The following is a 19,994-nucleotide window of genomic DNA, read 5'->3' on the forward strand; positions in this document are numbered from 1 at the left end:
CTAATATTATTTTGTAGGATTTCACTTTGATTGATCAGAAAAAATGTTAATTTTTTATTCGAATTTAACAGGTATCCAAAAAAAATATTCAATTTTATTCTGTAAGTTTTTTATTCGGATAAAGGCAGTTTTTTAATTTTTACAAGAATTATATTTGTAAAAACAAACGCTAATTACTTCAATAACAGCTCTAAATAATAATTCATTTTGCGAATTAATCACGTTATAAAAGTTTTTATTAGATAATTTTCGGATTTTCCATTAAAATCGGTTTGGTTATTCCTGAATATTCAAACCTTTTCCTTAATTTTTGATTTTTGTCTATTTTTTCTTTCATTTTTTTGTAGATATGGTTTTTTTTAAAAGCTTTTTTTGGAATAATAAAATTAAAGCAGGATAGCACAGGACGGTTGAACTTCGCAATCGTTATATTTTTGAGGTAAATAAATAAATGTGATTTTAACATTTAAACACAAGAAATGTTAATTTAAATTTAGAATACATTTTTTTATAAAACAAAAACTAACTAACTAATAATGACTAACCAAAACAAAACATTTATGAAACAAACACTTATAAAGAGATGTAGTTTTCTTTTGTTTATGCTGATGAGTATTTTGGCTTCAGCTCAAAGCTCAAGTGATGTAACAATTACAGGAACTGTAACAGATGATTTAGGAGGCTTGCTTCCGGGAGTTAACGTAACTGAAAAATCATCAAAAAATACTGTTACGACAGGTTTTGATGGACAGTATAAAATTAAAGTGAAAGCTGGTGCAACATTAGTTTTCTCTTACATTGGTATGAAGAAAGCTGAAGTTTCTTTGGCAGGACGTACAAAACTTGATTATAAAATGCAATCAGACTCTAATCAATTAGAGGATATTGTAGTAGTGGCATATGGTAGCCAGAAAAAGAATAATGTTACGGGAGCTATTGTTGCTTTAAAACCAGATGATTTTCAGGATTTACCTGTTTCAAATTTATCTGAAGCATTGAGAGGTTTAACTCCAGGTGTAAGCGTATCAGGAGGTGCGACTCGTCCAGGTGAAGCTGCAACTCTTCAGATTCGTCAAACTTTTGGATTTTCCAAGGATGGTAATTCAAATATTCCATTAGTGGTTATTGATGATATGGTGCAAATTGATCCTCAAAACGGTAAACCTACTTTGGATACCTTTAATCAATTGGATCCTTCAGAAATTGAAAGTATCACAGTCTTAAAAGATGGTTCTGCAGCGATTTACGGATCGAGAGCATCACAAGGAGCCGTTATCGTAAAGACAAAAAGAGGAAAATCTGGAAAAACACAGTTTACCTACTATAGTCAATATTCATTTAATGATGCAGTAAGCCATAGTAAAACAATGGATGCTTATGAGCATGGGATTTGGAAAAATAGATTTTTGAATTCAAATTTAGATCAGAATACTGCTAATTATTTTTCTCCAGCTGAGCTTGAACAAATGAAAGGTTTAGATTATGATTGGCTTAAAAAAGCATGGAAACCTGCTACTCAGCAAAGACAGTCTCTTTCTGCAAGTGGAGGAACCGAAAAAGCGACTTATTTTGCCGGTATTACGTACTTTGATCAAGGACCTAACTTAGGAGAACAAGATTATAAAAAATGGAATTTCAGAACGGGAACTACAATAAAAATTTCCCAGGATTTAGTATTCTCTGCGTCCATTTCTGCTATTACGACAGATGTCACTAAATCATACTCTAAGGCTTCAGCAAACTTAAACGATAGCAGTTTTGGTTCGCTTGCCGGAGGAGAACAGGCAGATTATGCTTACTTATTACACATGCCTAAATACATTCCATGGGAAACTACTTTAAATGGTAATACATATTGGATGTCTCCTTTTCCACGTACAGATCGTAACTTAGGAAGTGCAAACTCTAATACGACTATTGCAGGATGGAACTATTTTGCAGGTTTGGATGCCGGAAAACAAACAGAAGAGCAGTTTTCATATAATGTGAATTTGTCTCTTGAATATAAATTGCCATTTGTAAAAGGTTTAAGCGTAAAAGGAAGCTTTGCCAGAAGCCAATCTAGTAGTTACACAGAGCAGTATCAATTACCTTATGATTTACTTAGAATTTCCAATCATCATACACAGGATAATCATCTATTAAATCCAAATTCAATTTTTGCAAATAATGGAGCTCCAGAAACTAATATCCGTGGTTCCAGAGCTTATTATACAACAGATTTGGATAAAGTAATACAGGGTAACTTTTTTGCAACATATGCCAGAACGTTTGGAAACCATAATGTGTCAGCTATGGTTGGTTATGAGCAATCAGAAGCATGGAACAAACAAGTTCGTTTAGCTTATGAGGGAACTTCAAAAGACTTTTTAGGGAATAGTACTACTGCAGGACCGATAAGTACAAACTCACAAGCTGTAAAAGTAGAGTCAGGAACACAGTCTTACTTAGGACGTGTGAACTATAGTTTTAAAGACAGATATCTTGTTGAGTTTATATTTAGAAGTGATGCTTCTACAAAATTTGCTCCACAAAATTACTGGGGCTCTTTCCCAGGTGCTCAATTAGGTTGGGTTATGTCTAAAGAAGATTGGTTTACAGATAATGTTTCCTGGGTAAATAATTTGAAATTACGTTATTCAATTGGAAAAACGGGTAAGGATAATATTGATTACTGGAGATGGTTACAGTTTTATGAACCATTACCAGACAAAGGAGCTCAATTTGGATCTAATGGAGGTCTATTAGGAGGAGGAATTACGCCACGTCCAAATCCAAATGAAAATGTACATTGGGATACTACAATCAAAAATAATATCGGTATAGATCTTGCTTTTCTTAGAAATAGATTACAAGTTTCAGCAGATTACTATTATGATAAAACAACAGATGCTTTAATTGGATTGGCTGGTGAAGCTGGTACTCCAATTACAGTTGGAGGTGGTTTTGCAGAGGTGAATTATGCAGCTATTGATGCTTGGGGAACTGAATTTAGTTTAAATTGGAGTGATAAAATAAAAGATTTTAGTTATAATGTAGGGGTAAACTTCGCGTTTAGCGATAATGAAGTTAAAAAATACCCTAACCTTGCAAGAACAGATGCAAATACTAATATAACAGAGGTTGGTTCTTCTACTTTTTTTCCAACATGGGGATTCAAAACATGGAAAGAAACTTCAACGGGTGATGGTATTTTAAGAACTGACCAGGATGTTACTAACTATTGGAATTATTTAACAGAGAGAGCTACAGCTGCGGGAGTGCTTCCTACTTATATGGGGATCAATAACGTAACTGCTATGCGAAAAGGAATGTTGGCTTATGAAGATACAGCAGGCGTTTATAATGCATCAGAGGGAACTCAGGCAGGAGCTGATGGTAGAATTATGAGAAATGAAGATTATGTTAAATTAGCAAAGAACAACAGAACTTACGGTTTTACAAGTAATTTAGGATTTAGATATAAAACTTTTTATTTTAGAACGCAGATTCAAACTTCCTGGGGAGGTTACAGAACTATTGATTTAGTAAAACAAGGTACTGCTTCTGCTCATAATGATTGGGCTCACGAATCTTTCTGGACAGACATGTATGATGCTACTGATAATCCTAACGGTAAGTATCCTAATATGGGACAACAGGATTATATTTTTGCTCCATCTGATTTTTGGCAATTAGATACTTTTAGATGTGTAATTAGAAATATGACTGTCGGATTTGAACTTCCAAGAGAAGCAATGAAACAGCTAAATATTCAAAAAGCTACTTTAGGAGTTACAGGTAACAACCTTTGGGATTTATATAATCCTTATCCAGATCATTATAGAAATATGTATGATGATTCAGCTTCCAGATATCCAACCCTTAGAACCTGGTCAATTAATTTGAATGTATCATTCTAATTTTAATTAAAAAACAATTATGAAAGCAAAATTTTGTAGATATATAACGATGATTCTTTTAATGGTATTAGGAGTTTCATGCAGTGATGACTTTTTAGAAGATAAAAAGCAATATAAGTATTACGATGAAGAATTCTTTAAAAGTGAAGAACGTGTTAATTGGTACGTAAACAATTTATATTACGACTTTTTTGATGGGTATAAAACACCAACTGCAGTAGTTGTTGGATCTTTTACAACTACACAAACTTCTTATACGGAAGAAATAGGGGGTATTTCGGATCTGATTAATCCAAATAAAACTTTGGAAAACGCGTCGGATGGTTCGGGTTATTTCGGAAAAACATTAGTTGAAAACCCTTCTAATGATCCATATAATAGAATTAGAGATTGCAATGTGATGTTGGAAAGAATTGATGTAGATGGAGCTAATTTGAGTCAGACGTTTCGTGATCAGATTAAAGGACAAATGTATTATTTACGTGCTATTCAATATTTTGATTTAATGCGTACTTACGGTGGTGTTCCAATAATAACAACTGTTCAGACTCCTTCTAAAGATGATCCTTCGATAAAAATACCGAGAGCAACAGTAACTGAAGTAGTTAAACAAATTGTTGCTGATCTTGATTTAGCTTCAAGTTTATTACCACGTACATGGCCAGCAAGTGATTACGGTCGTTTTACTAAAGGTGCAGCGATGGCTCAGAAATCACGTGTTTTATTAACGTATGCCAGCCCATTATTCAATAAAAATTGGGATTCAGCAACAGATCGTTGGGATGCTGCCTTAGCAGCAGGATTAGCAGCAGAAGCAGAATTAACTGCAGCGGGACATGGTTTATACGGGTCAACAGCAAGAGATTGGGAAAGAATGTTTTATGTTAATGATAATGCCTTTATTTCAGAAGCTATTGCGGTTAAACTTTTAGCAAGCAGTACTACAGTTACTACTTCTTTACAGTCTAATAACTCGTGGGAAAGATCAATTCGTTTAGCCAGCCAGGGAGGTCAGGGAAGTGGAGGAGTTGATGCTCCGCAAAGTATGATTGATTTATTTCCAATGGTTAATGGAAAAAGACCTACTGCTGCGAATAATTATGATCCATTCTTGTTTTTTAAAGATCGTGATCCACGTTTTTACAGAACATTTGGTTTTTCAGGAAGTTACTGGCCTTACAATAACAGTTTAACTACCGCTGCAGCACCTACAGTTTGGGCGTATCGTTGGTCAACAAATGCCACTACAGGTGTAGCTTTCAGTATGGGTAATGATGTAGCGAGCCCTGCTTTTATTCGTAAAATGTCTAGTCCTACAGTGAGTAATGCATCTAACTTCCAGCTTTCAGGAACAGATATTATAGAGTATCGTTTTGCTGAGTTAGTATTGAACATTGCAGAATGTTATGCTGCGAAAGGCGATATCGGTAATACTGTTACTTATTTAGGAAGAATTCGTAAACGCGTTGGAATTCCTGCTACAGATAATTACGGAATAGGTACATTAGGAGGCAAATATGCGGCTCTTGAAGCTTGTCTATACGAGCGTAGAGTCGAGTTGGCTTATGAGGGAAAACGTTTTTGGGATACTCAAAGATGGATGCTTTATAGTGACGATGCTTCAATTAATGACCAAACAAATAGTAAACTTGGTATTCCAGTAATAAATGGTACTCAACGTATTGGAAATTATTTACATTATAAAAATGGAACTAGTGCGGCAGGTACAGATCCTTTAGCTGCTGCTCGTGCTTCTATTTCTGTTGATCCGGATGTAGCAAACTTTCAGGCACAAATTACTGCTTTAGCAACTTTTTATACTAATAATTTTGTATTACGTTCTCCTCCAACACCAATGGATAACGTTAGTGGTGTAGCCACTCCTATTTTATGGCGACCAAATTATTATGTAAATGGACTTAATCAGAGTGCTTTGGTTGGTAATCCTTGGTTAACACAAACTATTGGATGGAAAGATGGGAATGGTGCTCCAGGTACCTACAACTATCAAGAATAATTTTTGCCCCAATAAAAATTATTAAAATGCATAAAAACAATCACCTGTATCCAAAAAGTACAGGTGATTTGTTTAAAAATGAATACCATAATAAAAAATTAGTATGAAAAATTTCACTTTATCGGTTGCTTTCTTATTGTTTTTAGGAAGTTTCCAATGTTTTGCCCAATATCCTAAAATCAGTCCGGAAGTTCAGGCACAGTCCAAAGTTATTATGGATGCTGCTGAAAAACGTTCTGATGAAGCTTGGGAAAAAGCACTTGTAATTATTGAAGAAGAGGCCAAGCACGGCAAACCATTTATTCCGTGGGCATCCCGTCCAAATGATTTACCACAGGCAGACATTCCTGCTTTCCCTGGTGCTGAAGGAGGAGGAATGTACACTTTTGGTGGTCGTGGCGGAAATATTTATACCGTTACAAGTTTAGAAGACAGCGGACCTGGAACTTTACGTGAAGCGTGCGAAAAAGGTGGAGCCAGAATTATTGTTTTTAATGTTTCCGGAATTATCAGAATCAAAAGTCCTTTGATTATCCGTGCGCCTTATATCACTATTGCGGGACAAACTGCTCCCGGAGATGGTATTTGCGTGGCTGGAGAATCGGTTTGGATTAATACGCATGACGTAATAATCAGACATATGCGTTTCCGCAGAGGAGAAACTTTCGTTGGTCGTCGTGATGATGCTATTGGAGGAAATCCGGTTGGAAATATTATGATTGACCACGTTTCTGCAACTTGGGGATTAGACGAGAATATGTCAATGTACAGACATATGTACAGTCCGGGTGCAGGTTATCCGGATATTAAAGTAGGTACTGTAAATATTACGATTCAAAATAGTTTATTCGGAGAAGCTTTAGATACTTACAATCATGCTTTCGGAAGTACTTTAGGAGGAGAAAATTGTGCTTTTATCAGAAATATGTGGGCAAACAATGCCGGAAGAAATCCTTCAATTGGATGGAATGGTATTTTCAATTTTGCAAATAATGTGGTATTTAACTGGTATAACAGATCAACAGATGGTGGTGATTACACAGCGAACTACAACATCATGAACAACTACTACAAACCAGGACCGGTAACAAATTTGAATGAGCCAATTAGTTACAGAATCTTAAAACCGGAATCAGGAAGAAGCAAATTGCCTTATATGGTTTTTGGCAGAGCCTTTGTGAATGGAAATATTGTGGCTAATAATGATAAAGTGACCAAGGATAACTGGGACGGTGGTATTCAACTAGAGAATAAAAAAGGAGAGTTAATGGCCTATGATGAAGCGAAAGTTTATTTCGACAAAATGAAAGCTGACAAACCTTTCCCAATGCCATGGTTTCATCCATTTATGAAAGCGGATGAAGCTTATGAATATGTGTTGAAAAATGTTGGAGCAACTTTACCATTAAGAGATAAAGTAGACGAAAGAATCGTTAGGACGGTTAAAACCGGAGTTCCTGAATATGCAAAAGGACTAGAGAAAAAAGAATTCTACCAGTTTGAGCACAGACGTTTACCAATGGATTCTTATAAAAAAGGTATCATTACTGATATTTCCCAAGTAGGAGGATATCCTGAATACAAAGGAAAACCTTATGTTGATACAGACAAAGATGGTATTCCGGACAAATGGGAGAAAAAACACGGTTTAAATCCTAATGATCCGGCTGATGCTAAATTAGATTCAAACAATGACGGTTACGCCAACATCGAAGATTATATCAATGGTATTGATCCGACTAAAAAAGTAGACTGGAAAGACTTAAGTAATAACCAGGAAACTTTAATAAAACCTTTACAAGAATAGTTTTAAAAGACATTCTTATTTCATGATAAAAATTGTGAAATAAGAATGTTTTTTTCAAACATAAATTTCAAAATTTAAAATCATGTCAAAAAGTAAATTAAATATAAGTGTTTTGATGTTGTTATTGGTATTCTTCAACGGAATTGCACAACAGCATTTAGATCCGGAATATATCAAAGTAACCAACGAAAGAGCTTCTAAAATTGTAGCAAAACTGGAGTTGGCAAATCCCGCAAAAGAAAAAGCAGTTACTGATATTATTGCACAACAATTTAGAGATTTAAGCGAAATTCAGGATAGAAGAGATGCTGAAATCAAAAAAATAAAAGAAGATACTAGTTTAGCAAAAGAGAAGCAAAACGAAAAAATTGATAAGCTAAAATCAAAAGCAGATACAGCTATTGATAAACTGCACAAAGCTTATCTGAAAAAATTAGGAACGCAATTATCAGAAGACAAAATTGTTGCCGTAAAAGACGGAATGACCTATGGTGTTTTGCCAATTACATATGCCGGTTATCAGGATATGCTGCCAGCTTTAACTGCAGAACAAAAAGATTACATTTATAAAGCTTTAGTGGAAGCAAGAGAACATGCAATGGATGGTGGTTCATCTAAAGAAAAACATGCGTGGTTTGGTAAATACAAAGGAAGAATCAATAATTATCTATCAAAACAAGGTTATGATTTAAACAAAGAAAGTGCTGACTGGCACAAACGTGTTGAAGAAAGAGAGAAGAATAAAAAGAAGGAATAGTAGATATTTTTATAAGTGTAATTTTAACATTTTTAAATTAAACCTTTTATGAATTAGAGTGTCAAACTACTCTAACTTATATATTTCAGACTAACTCTCATGAAAAACAATTTCCAAAATACCACCCTGAAAAGAACCATGATGATCATGTCATTTTGTTCATTCTTTTCATCGGCGTATGCGCAATATCCAGAAATTCCAAAACCTCTTCAGGATAAAACCGATGCGATTTTAGCCGATGAAGAAAAAAGACTGGCCGAAATCTGGACTGCCAATTATAGTACGATTCAGGCTGAAGCCAAATTAGGTCGCCCGTATTTACCTTGGGCTTCTTATCCTAAAGATTTTGTTCATGCCGATATTCCTGCTTTTCCGGGAGCTGAAGGTGGTGGAGCTTTTACACCGGGCGGAAGAAGTGGAAAAATATTCGTTGTAACCAGTTTAGAAGATAGCGGAAAAGGAACTTTCAGAGAAGCTTGTGAAGCTGTGGGAGTAAGAACAATTGTATTCAACGTTTCTGGAATCATCAGATTAAAAAACGTATTAGCATGCGTGCGCCTTACGTAACAATTGCAGGACAAACTGCTCCAGGTGATGGAATTTGTATTGCCGGAGAGACTTTAGAAATCGATACACATGATGTTATCATAAGACATATGCGTTTCCGCAGAGGTGAAACTGATGTTACTCGCAGAGATGATGCACTTGGAGGAAACCCAATTGGGAATATTATTGTAGATCACTGTTCTGTAAGCTGGGGATTAGATGAAAACATATCCTTATACAGACACCAGTTTCAGGCAAACGATAAATCAAAACTGGAAAAATTGCCTGCCTGTAACATTACAATTCAAAATACTATTTCTTCAGAAGGCTTAGATACTTACAATCATGCATTTGGAAGTACAATTGGGGGTTTAAATAGCACATTTATGCGTAACTTATGGGCGGATAACATTTCAAGAAATGCGTCTATCGGAATGTATGGGGATTTTAATTTTGTAAATAATGTGATTTTCAACTGGTGGAATCGTTCTCTGGATGGAGGTGATTATCGTTCGATGTTCAACATCATCAATAATTATTTCAAACCGGGACCAATAACGCCAACAGATCAGCCAATTCGTTACAGAATTTTGAAACCGGAATCAGGTTATATGAAACCTAAAACATACGGAAGAGCGTATGTTGACGGAAATTATATAGTGGGTTCTCCAGAAGTTACAGCAGATAACTGGAATGGTGGGGTACAATTAGAAGATCTTTCAGCTGAAGAAACCAAAGGTTATTTAGAAAGTATCAAACAACCAAAAGCATTCTCAATGCCAAACATAACAATTATGAAGGCTGAAGAAGCATATGAATTTGTTTTGAAAAATGTTGGCGCAACTTTACCAAAAAGAGATGCTGTTGATGAAAGAGTAATTAAGCAAGTTCGAACTGGAAAAATTGAAGCTAAAGACGGTTTAGAAAATGCAATTGGTGCAGCATTTATTAAAAGAAGATTGCCTGCAGACTCCTATAAAAAAGGAATTATTACCAATCCAAATCAGGTTGGCGGATACCCGGAATATAAAGGAAAAGCCTATAAAGATTCTGATAACGACGGAATTACAGACGCTTGGGAAAAGAAATTTGGTTTGAATCCCAACGATGCAGCTGATGCCAATAAAGATTCAAATGAAGATGGTTATACCAATCTTGAAAAATATTTTAACGGAATCGATCCGACTAAAAAAGTAGATTGGACAAAATTTGAAAATAATACCGATACATTGTCAAAAGTATTATTGCAGTAGATTTAGAAGATAGAATATAGAGAATAGAATAAAGAGCAAAGAGAAAAGATTCTCAAAAATAACAAGATTGTGGAAAAAATAGTAATCTAAGAAGCCTTAAATTCAAAGAAAGTCAAAAATAAAATGAATTTCAATCAACTAAAAAATATAGTTTTTCTTCAAAAAGATAAAATGATTTTGTCCGGTCTTGCTTTGCTTTTTAGTATTAACAGTAGCGTCGCACAAAACACATTTCCTGATATTGTAAAAACGAAAGAAGGAAAACTTTCTTTTACTGCTGATGCTAAAGGAAATCAAATTCCTGATTTTTCGTATGCGGGTTATATGGCTTCTGAAAAAGCAATTCCGAATGTGGAGAATAAAATCTTTGTTCCAAAACAAGAAGAAGATGCAACCCAAAGAATTCAGGCTGCGATTGATTATGTGAGTAATTTGAAACCTAATAAATCAGGTTTTCGGGGGGCGGTTCTTTTAGATAAAGGAACGTTTAAAATTGGGGGAACTTTATTTATTAAAAAATCGGGAGTGGTTTTACGCGGAAACGGAAACAATGAAAACGGAACTATTCTTTTAGGAACCGGATTAAAAAGAGAAGCTGTAATTAGAATTTTGGGAGTTGACGATAAAAAACTGGCTGATACTTTTGAATTCAATACCACTTACACACCACTTGGAACAAAAGTAATTCAATTAAAAAATACTTCTAAGCTAAAACCTTCTGACGAAATCATTATCAGCAAACCTTTAACCGATAATTGGATTAAAGAGTTAAAAATGGATGATTTTGGAGCCGAAACCGGTTGGGTAGGCTGGAAAAAAAATGATTGGGATATTACCTGGAACAGAATCGTAACCAAAATCAATGGTAATGAAGTAACACTAAATGCTCCGTTAACAATGACTTTGGAAGATGTTTACGGATCATCAAAAGCAACTTTGTATACATGGTCAGGAAGAATTGAGCATATTGGAATTGAAAACATTTTGATGAAATCAATTTACGATGAGTCAAAACCAAAAGACGAAGAACACAGATGGTTAGGAATTAGCATCGAAAACACGAAAAATGCCTGGGTGAAACAAGTGAATTTCAAGCACTTTTCTGGTGGTGCAATAGCTTTATTAAAATCGGCTCAACAAATTACGGTTGAAGATTGTATCGCAACCGAACCCGTTTCTGAAATTGGTGGTTTTAGACGTCATACTTTTTATACAGAAGGTCAGCAAACATTGTTTCAGCGTTGCTATTCAGAATACGGTTATCACGATTTTGCTGTAGGCGGATTTGGAACAACGGGTCCAAATGCGTTTGTGCAATGTGAATCGTATTTGCCTTTCAACAATAGCGGAGCCATTGGCAGTTGGGCGACCGGAGTATTATTTGATGTCACTTATGTAGACGGACACGCTTTAAGTTATAACAACAGGGAACAAAACGGCAGAGGTGCAGGATGGACTGCTGCAAATAGTGTAATCTGGGAAACTTCAGCCTCTAAAATAGAATGTTACAGTCCGCCAACAGCGCAAAACTGGGCGTTTGGAGTTTGGGGCGGCATTATGGCGGGAGATGGTCACTGGAAAGAAGTAAACGGTCATATCAGTCCGAGAAGTTTGTTTTATGCACAATTAGAAAGTCGCTTGGGACAACTTCCTGTAAAACCCTTTATTTATGATTTAGGTTCAGAGCCTTCATCAAGTCCAGAGGTTGCAGTGGCACAAGAATTAACTAAAAATTCTGTGGCTCCAAAAGAAAGTTTAGTAGAATGGATTGCTGAAGTTTCAAAAGCGAATCCAATTAATACAGAATCTTCAGGTCTAAAAAACGCGAATGATTTAAAAATTAATTCAACACAAAATAATAGTTCCAATACTAAAGTAGTAACACAAAACGGTTGGCTTACTTATGACGGAAAAGTAATTGCCGGAAACAGATTAAGTGTGCCATGGTGGAGAGGAAGTTTGAGAGATAGCGACATTTCGAAGTCATCACCTCATGTTACCAGATTTGTGCCGGGCAGAACAGGAACCGGTTTTACAGATAACATCAACGAAGTTTCAGATTATTTAAGCACCAATAATATGGTCGCTTTAGAACATAATTACGGATTATGGTACGAGCGCAGAATGGACGACCACGAAAGAGTTCGTCGTTTTGATGCTGATGTTTGGCCACCATTTTACGAGCAGCCATTTGCAAGAAGCGGTCAGGATTTGGCCTGGGATCAGTTAAGTAAATACGATTTGACAAAATTCAATGATTGGTATTGGGACCGTCTATCGCTTTTTGCTGATTTGGCGGAAACCAAAGGACAATTGTTAGTCAATCAACAATATTTTCAACATAATATTATAGAAGCTGGTGCGCATTGGTCGAGTTCTCCATGGCGTTCGGCAAACAATATTAATAGCACAGGTTTTCCGGAACCTCCACCATATGCGGGTGATAAACGTATTTTCATGGCAGAACAGTTTTATGATGTTACGAATCCTGCGAGAAGAAAATTACATCAGGGATTTATCCGTAAATCATTGGAAAACTTTCAGGACAACAGCAACGTAATTCAGTTGACAAGTGCCGAATATACAGGACCACTTCATTTTATGCAATTTTGGCTGGATGAAGTTCAAAAATGGAAAGACGAAACCGGTAAAAAAGGAATCATTGGTTTAAGTGCTACAAAAGATGTTCAGGATGCTATTTTGAATGATGCACAAAGAGCCAAAACAGTAGATGCGATCGATATTCGTTACTGGTATTATAAAGAAGACGGATCTGCCTATGCGCCACAAGGAGGTCTAAATTTAGCACCAAGACAACACGCCAGAAAATTAAAAACCGGAAAAGAAACAGACGATCAGGTATACCGCGCTGTTCGTGAATACCGCGAAAAATATCCTGAAAAAGTAATTTTATACTCAACTGACGGATCTTCAAGATTTGGATGGCCAGCGTTAATGGGAGGTGCTTCATTGCCTAACATTCCAAAAATTGCGCTTCCGGAGTTTTATTCGGCTTTAAGCCAAATGAAATTAGTTGCAGGAAATACTTTCTCAGACAATATCTGGACATTAGAAAATAAAGGAAAAAGTTATCTTTTTTATATCAAAAATGAAAAAGAAGTAACCATTGACCTGTCAGCTTACAAAGGAGATTTCGAAGTATACGCGATAAACGCTGCAACAGGAACTTTCACTAAAAAAGCAAACATCAAAGGTGGAAAAAATGTAACCATTCCAGCGTCTGAGATCAAAGAAAAAGTACTATTTATAATTAAAAAAAAATTAGAAAAGTTGGCCACGACTCGAGCGATAGCGAACAGGCGAAGCAATTTCACGAATTTTCACGAATTAATTAAAAATTAAAATCTGCTTAATCTGCGTGAAACAACAAAATCAAGCAGAATAAAAATTAGTAAAAATTCGTGCAATTCGTGGCAAACCAAAAACACAATAAAAAATAAAACCAAAATGAATCTGAAAATTAAATATCTATACACCCTTGGTCTAAGCTTAGTGTTAGCTGCGCAAAGCGGATATTCTCAATCTGCAGAAAAAGGCGCTTTGCCAAAAATTAAAGTTTCAAAAAACCAACATTATTTTGTAACCGAAGAGGAGAAACCATTTTTCTGGTTAGGCGATACCGGTTGGCTGACATTTGGAAAATTAGACAGAGCAGCAGTAGATAAATATTTTAAAGATCGAAAAGCAAAAGGTTTTAATGTGGTTCAGGTAATGGTTTTGCATAATATAAATGCTGTTAATGTTTATGGCGATGCGGCCTTAATTAAAGAAGATGTTTCTAAACCATTAATCACGGCCGGAAATAATTTTAAAAATCCCCAGGAATACGATTATTGGGATCATGTCGATTATACTTTAGAAGTAGCTCGCAAAAACGGAATCTATTTAGCAATGGTACCCGTTTGGGGAACCAATGTTTCAAAAGGTAATAAAGTAAGCATAGAACAAGCTACAGAGTATGCGACGTTTTTATCAAACCGTTATAAAAACAGAACCAATATAATCTGGTTAAATGGTGGAGACACCCACGGAAATGAATTTAAAGATATCTGGAATGCCATCGGAAATACATTAAAAACAAATAATCCGGATAAATTAGTGACTTTTCACCCTTTCGGAAGAACCGATTCTTCTGATGATTATCACACAGAAACCTGGTTAGATTTCAATATGTTTCAATCCGGTCACCGTCGTTACGATCAGGATACATTGCCGAATTCTTTCAAAGAAGACAATTATAAATTTGTTCAGAGAGATTTAGCTTTAAAACCTACAAAACCAACGCTTGACGGAGAACCATCTTACGAAGGAATTCCACATGGTTTACACGACACTTTACAACCAAAATGGACAGCAAGTGACGTACGCCGTTATGGATATTGGTCGGTTCTCTCAGGCGCTGCAGGTTACACTTACGGTCATAACGCTGTAATGCAGATGTTCAGAAAAGGTGATAAACCAGCTTACGGAAATAAAGAATTATGGACTTCAGCTATTAATGCGGAAGGCGCCGGACAAATGGTTTATATTAAAAAATTGATGTTGAGTTTTCCTTATTTAGAGAGAGTTCCGGATCAATCCTTAATTGGCAATCAAGGTGAAAAGTATGATTATTTGGTAGCAACAAGAGGAGAAAAATATGCTTTGATTTATACCTATAACGGTAGAAAAATTAAAGTGAACATGGGAAAAATTGCGGGAGATAAAGTAGCAGCAAGTTGGTATAATCCAAGAAATGGAAAAGAAATCAAAATTGGATTAATTGAAAATAAAAATACCTGCGAATTTCAGCCTTCCGGTCAAAAAGCCGATGGAAATGACTGGGTACTTATTTTGAGATCGAATTAATTTAAAAAGAATAATTTGTGAATTCGTGACATTCACCACAATCTTGTCATCCTGACGAAGGAAGGATCACATTAGTAACTCGACAACGATTGGCGATAAGGTAATAACCAAAATCTTGTCATTTCGACGAAGGAGAAATCCTCGCGAGAAGCTCGACAAAGATTGGACTCTCGTTGCGGAGTTACTTGCGAGGATTTCTCCTTCGTCAAAATGACCAAAAAACAAAAACTATGAAAAATATATTACTTATTCTCTGCTTCATCACAGGTTTTAACACCGCTTTCGCAAACGATGGCTGGTTGAATATCTTAAATGAAGGCGGAAATAACAAAGGAATAAAATGTACAGAAGCCATTCAGAATGCTATTGAAAAAGCTTCAAAAAATGGAGGCGGAACCATTTTTTTTCCTGCCGGGGAATATTTAACCGGTGCTTTAAAACTAAAAAGCAACATCACGATTCATTTGGATTCGGGTGCGCTTTTGAAATTTTCAGACAATTTTGATGATTATCTGCCTTATGTTGAAATGCGTTATGAAGGATTGGTAATGAAATCTTTCTCCCCATTATTTTATGCCAAAGATGCCGAAAATATCACCATCAAAGGAAGAGGCGTAATCGACGGTCAGGGAAAAGCATGGTGGAATGAGGTATACCGAATTGAAACTGCCAAAGGCCCAATTCCCGAAACCAAATACCAAAAAATGTGGACCGAGCAAAACAAAGGAATTGTCTATGAGCCTTACTATAAAAGAACAATTGACAAAAAATTTTTCAGACCTTCTTTCTTTCAGGCTTATGGCTGTAAAAATATTTTGATTGAAGGGGTAACGTTTCAAAACTCTCCTTTCTGGACGATTAATCCTGAATTTTGTGACAATGTTACGGTTACAGGAGTTTCAATTTTTAATCCACATTCACCAAATACAGACGGAATCAATCCTTCTTCCTGTACAAACGTTCATATTTCGAATTGCCATATCAGCGTTGGAGATGATTGTATTACAATCAAATCGGGTAGAGATGCAGATGGCCGTAAATACGGAAAGGCAACTGAAAATGTAACCATTACCAATTGTACCATGTTAAGCGGTCACGGCGGTGTTGTAATTGGAAGTGAAATGTCGGGTGGAATCAAGAAAGTCACAATTTCAAATTGTGTTTTTGATGGAACGGATCGTGGAATTCGTATTAAATCAGCCCGCGGTCGTGGCGGAGTTGTAGAAGACATTCGTGTAGATAATATTGTCATGAAAAACATCAAAGAAGAAGCCATTATTTTGGACTTGTTCTATGATAAAGATAATGCGGCAGAGCCGGTTACAGAGCGTACACCTACTTTCAGAAACATTCACATCAGTAATGTAACGGGTGGAAATGTAAATAAAGCGGGATTTGTCCGCGGAATTTCTGAAATGCCAATTCAAAATATTTCTTTCTCGAATATTAATATGGATGGCAAAGAAGGTTTCACGGTAATTACAGCAACAGATATTGAATTCCACGATGTAAAAGTAAATGCGTCAGTTGGTTCTTCTTTTAAAATATCAGATGCTAAAAACCTTATTTTAGACAATGTTGGTTCATCAACTCCAATAAAAGGAGTTCCGGTTATCAAGATTGACAATGCGTCGAATATTATGATCAACAATAATTTTCCATTTAATGCGACAGATATTTTCATCGAAGCAGACGGAAAAGAAACAAAAAATATTTTCCTTAAAAATAATGTATTTAATAATGTAAATACGGTTGTAAAAAAAGGAGCTTCTTTAGATAAAAAAGCGATTGTAGAATAAGTTCGACAAAAAATAATATAACACGAATTTACACAAATTTAATTCGTGGTAATTAGTGAAATTAGTGTTTAATTAAACAACATGAAAAAAATATTCATCATAATAATCTGTTTCTTTTTTGCGATAAGTTATTCGCAGAAAAAGAAAGAAATTTATCTTTTTACGTCGTTTCGAGAACCGGCGACAGAAGGTTTGTACTTGGCTTACAGCGAAGACGGTTATAACTGGAAAGGTCTTGAAGGATCTTTTTTAAAACCCGAAATCGGAGCCAGTAAAATCATGCGTGATCCTTCGATTACAAAAGGGGCTGATGGAACCTATCATTTGGTTTGGACGACGGATTGGAAAGGCGGAAACGGTTTTGGATATGCCAGTTCTAAAGATTTAATTCATTGGTCAAAACAAGAATATATTCCGGTAATGAAAAACGAACCGGAAGTGGTAAACGTTTGGGCTCCGGAGATTTTTTATGATGATGTCAAAAAAGAATATATCATCATTTGGGCCTCGACTATTCCGTTTAGATTCGAAAAAGGAATAGAAGAAGAGAAAAACAATCATCGTATGTATTTTGTAACAACAAAAGATTTTAAAAATTTCTCCGATGCGAAATTGTATTATGAACCGGGCTTTAGCGTGATCGATTGTGTGATTGTCAAAAAAGCGAAGAAAGATTATGTTTTGGTTTTGAAAGACAATACCAGACCGATGCGAAATATAAAAGTGGCTTTTGGAAAATCTCCTTTAGGACCTTTCGGAAAAAGTTCAGAACCTTTCACCGCGCATTTATCAGAAGGACCAACGGTGGTAAAAGTCGGTAAAGAATGGCTGATCTATTATGATAATTACGGTGAGAAAAACTATAAAGCGTCAAGCACAACGGATTTTGTCCATTTTGAAGATGTATCTTCAAAAATAAGTCTTCCGGAAGGACATAAACACGGAACGATTACAACAATTTCGTCAGCAGTTTTAAAAGGATTAATTGAAAAGAATAAATAAAAAAAATCTGCTTTATCTGCCAAATCTGCGAGAGTAATTTTTTCACGCAGATTTGGCAGATTGAGCAGATAAATAGAAATAAATACCCATGATTGTTTTCAAAAACATAAAAACCAACATCATAATTACAGCCACAATTCTATTGACTTGTACAGTTGTAAATGCCCAAAACGACACCGTTCGTTATGTTGGTAAAACACTTTCTAATGTAGATTATCATCACGGGCAATTGAGTCCGGCGGTGGGTGTTCACGCCATGCAGATTATGCGTGCGAGCAGGGAACATCCTGAAAAAGCAGATGGTTTTGGCTGGACGTACAACCACCAGCCGATGATGGCGTATTGGAACAATACTTTCTATTTGCATTATTTAAGTGACCCATCAGGAGAACATATTCCGCCGGGGCAGACCTTTATGATGACTTCAAAAGACGGAGTGACGTGGACAAAACCTCAGGTTCTTTTTCCGATTTACCACGTTCCGGACGGATTTAAAAAAGAAGGTGTTGAAGGCGTGGCTAAAAATTTAGATGCGGTAATGCACCAACGTATGGGCTTTTATGTTTCATCAGATAACCGATTGCTTTCGGTGGGTTATTACGGAGTGGCATTAGACAAAAAAGATGATCCGAATGACGGAAAAGGAATTGGCCGTGTAGTAAGAGAAATTTACAAAGATGGAAGTTATGGTCCGGTTTATTTTATCAGATACAATAAAAACGGAAATCCATTACCAACAGCATTTCCATTTTACACCAAAAGCAAAGACAAGAAATTTATCAAAGCTTGCGATGAAATGATGTCTAAACCCTTATTAATGCAACAATGGGTAGAAGAAGCGGATAGAGACGATGCTTTAATTCCGTTGAAAAAACAATATAAAGCCTTCAATTATTACCATTTACCAAACGGAAACGTGGTAGGTTTATGGAAATTTGCCCTGACTTCGATCAGTAAAGACGATGGAAAAACATGGCAGTATACTCCAACAAGAGCACCTGGTTTTGTAAACAGCAATGCTAAAATCTGGGGACAAAAAACGCCTGATAATCGTTATGCAACAGTTTACAATCCATCAGAATATCGTTGGCCACTGGCAATTTCAACCAGTGATGACGGATTGAATTATAAAGATTTATTATTAGTTCACGGCGAAATTACTCCAATGCGTTATGGTGGAAACTACAAATCTGCAGGTCCGCAATACGTTCGCGGAATTCCGGAAACGGACGGAACTCCGCCTGACGGAAAACTTTGGGTAAGTTACAGCGTAAACAAAGAAGATATTTGGGTAGCATCGATTCCGGTCCCAGTAATCAGCGAAGTGAAAGAAGATGTAAAAGATGTTTTTAATGCACTTCCAAACGGTGATGAATTGAAATTCTGGAATACCTATGATTTATCATGGGCTTCTACGAAAGTAGAAAAGAAAGCCGATGGCACAAAATGGTTAACACTAAGAGATCAGGATTATTTTGATTACTCGCGTGCCGAACGTGTAATTCCGTTTGCACAAAAAATGGATGCAACTTTTACCGTTAAACCGGAGCAAAATAATCACGGTTTATTGCAAATTGAATTTCAAAACAAACAAGGTCTTCCGGCTATCCGATTGGTATTCGATTCAGATGGAGAATTAAAAGCGAAGAATGGTGCCCGTTTTGGCGGACTTACAAAATATGAAGCTGGAAAAGAATATACGATCACAGTTAAATTAGATGTTACTTCCCGTTCGTATACAGTAAAAGTAAATGACGGAAAAGAAACCAATAAAATATTCTATGCTCCGGTTGATGGTATTTCGCGCATTATGTTCCGCACTGGCGATCAGCGTTACACACCAAATGCAGATACGGAACCTGACACGCCAGATTTCACTGATTTACCGGATACCGGTAAACTAATTCCGGAAGCGGTGTTTAATATTAAATCATTGGTAACAAAAAAGAATTAATTTTAAAAGAAATAGCCACAAATTACACGAATTTCCACGAATTATTTTTGACAATTAAAAAGCTAGAAATTAGTGAAAATTAGTGTAA

Annotated in this window: 11 protein-coding genes; all 11 read left to right on the forward strand. The window is 36.0% G+C overall.

What is annotated here, in order from left to right; translation table 11 throughout:
- Positions 1 to 560 precede the first annotated feature (560 nt).
- The 11 genes from IHE43_RS05180 to IHE43_RS05225 all read left to right on the forward strand — a co-directional run bounded on the left by IHE43_RS05180 (position 561) and on the right by IHE43_RS05225 (position 19,906).
- Positions 561 to 3,902, forward strand: a complete 3,342-nt coding sequence (locus IHE43_RS05180) for a SusC/RagA family TonB-linked outer membrane protein (protein ID WP_192186985.1) — start codon at positions 561 to 563, stop codon at positions 3,900 to 3,902.
- 19 nt (positions 3,903 to 3,921) lie between these two features.
- Entirely contained in the window at positions 3,922 to 5,919 is a 1,998-nt protein-coding gene (locus IHE43_RS05185) for a RagB/SusD family nutrient uptake outer membrane protein (RefSeq protein ID WP_192186986.1), read from the forward strand.
- 103 nt (positions 5,920 to 6,022) lie between these two features.
- Positions 6,023 to 7,726, forward strand: a complete 1,704-nt coding sequence (locus tag IHE43_RS05190; RefSeq protein WP_192186987.1) for a polysaccharide lyase — start codon at positions 6,023 to 6,025, stop codon at positions 7,724 to 7,726.
- Between the two features lie 82 nt (positions 7,727 to 7,808).
- Positions 7,809 to 8,483 (forward strand): DUF3826 domain-containing protein, encoded by a 675-nt coding sequence (locus IHE43_RS05195; protein ID WP_192186988.1) that lies wholly within the window; start codon positions 7,809 to 7,811, stop codon positions 8,481 to 8,483.
- Positions 8,484 to 8,582: 99 nt separating this feature from the next.
- On the forward strand, positions 8,583 to 9,050 hold the full coding sequence (locus IHE43_RS23470; protein WP_225585392.1) for a hypothetical protein: 468 nt from the start codon (positions 8,583 to 8,585) through the stop codon (positions 9,048 to 9,050).
- Entirely contained in the window at positions 9,032 to 10,282 is a 1,251-nt protein-coding gene (locus IHE43_RS05200; RefSeq protein WP_225585395.1) for a polysaccharide lyase, read from the forward strand. Before IHE43_RS23470 ends, IHE43_RS05200 begins: the two co-directional genes overlap by 19 nt.
- Positions 10,283 to 10,405: 123 nt before the next feature.
- The gene (locus IHE43_RS05205; protein WP_225585397.1) at positions 10,406 to 13,645 is read left to right on the forward strand and encodes a DUF6298 domain-containing protein; all 3,240 of its coding nucleotides are present in this window, start codon (positions 10,406 to 10,408) and stop codon (positions 13,643 to 13,645) included.
- 105 nt (positions 13,646 to 13,750) lie between these two features.
- Positions 13,751 to 15,151, forward strand: a complete 1,401-nt coding sequence (locus tag IHE43_RS05210) for a glycoside hydrolase family 140 protein (RefSeq protein WP_192186989.1) — start codon at positions 13,751 to 13,753, stop codon at positions 15,149 to 15,151.
- A 230-nt stretch (positions 15,152 to 15,381) separates the two neighbouring features.
- On the forward strand, positions 15,382 to 16,950 hold the full coding sequence (locus IHE43_RS05215) for a glycoside hydrolase family 28 protein (RefSeq protein ID WP_192186990.1): 1,569 nt from the start codon (positions 15,382 to 15,384) through the stop codon (positions 16,948 to 16,950).
- 81 nt (positions 16,951 to 17,031) lie between these two features.
- Entirely contained in the window at positions 17,032 to 17,952 is a 921-nt protein-coding gene (locus IHE43_RS05220) for a glycoside hydrolase family 43 protein (RefSeq protein ID WP_192186991.1), read from the forward strand.
- Positions 17,953 to 18,040: 88 nt separating this feature from the next.
- The gene (locus IHE43_RS05225; RefSeq protein WP_192186992.1) at positions 18,041 to 19,906 is read left to right on the forward strand and encodes an exo-alpha-sialidase; all 1,866 of its coding nucleotides are present in this window, start codon (positions 18,041 to 18,043) and stop codon (positions 19,904 to 19,906) included.
- Positions 19,907 to 19,994 lie beyond the last annotated feature (88 nt).

The sequence above is a fragment of the Flavobacterium sp. MDT1-60 genome (assembly GCF_014844035.1).
Lineage (GTDB): Bacteria > Bacteroidota > Bacteroidia > Flavobacteriales > Flavobacteriaceae > Flavobacterium.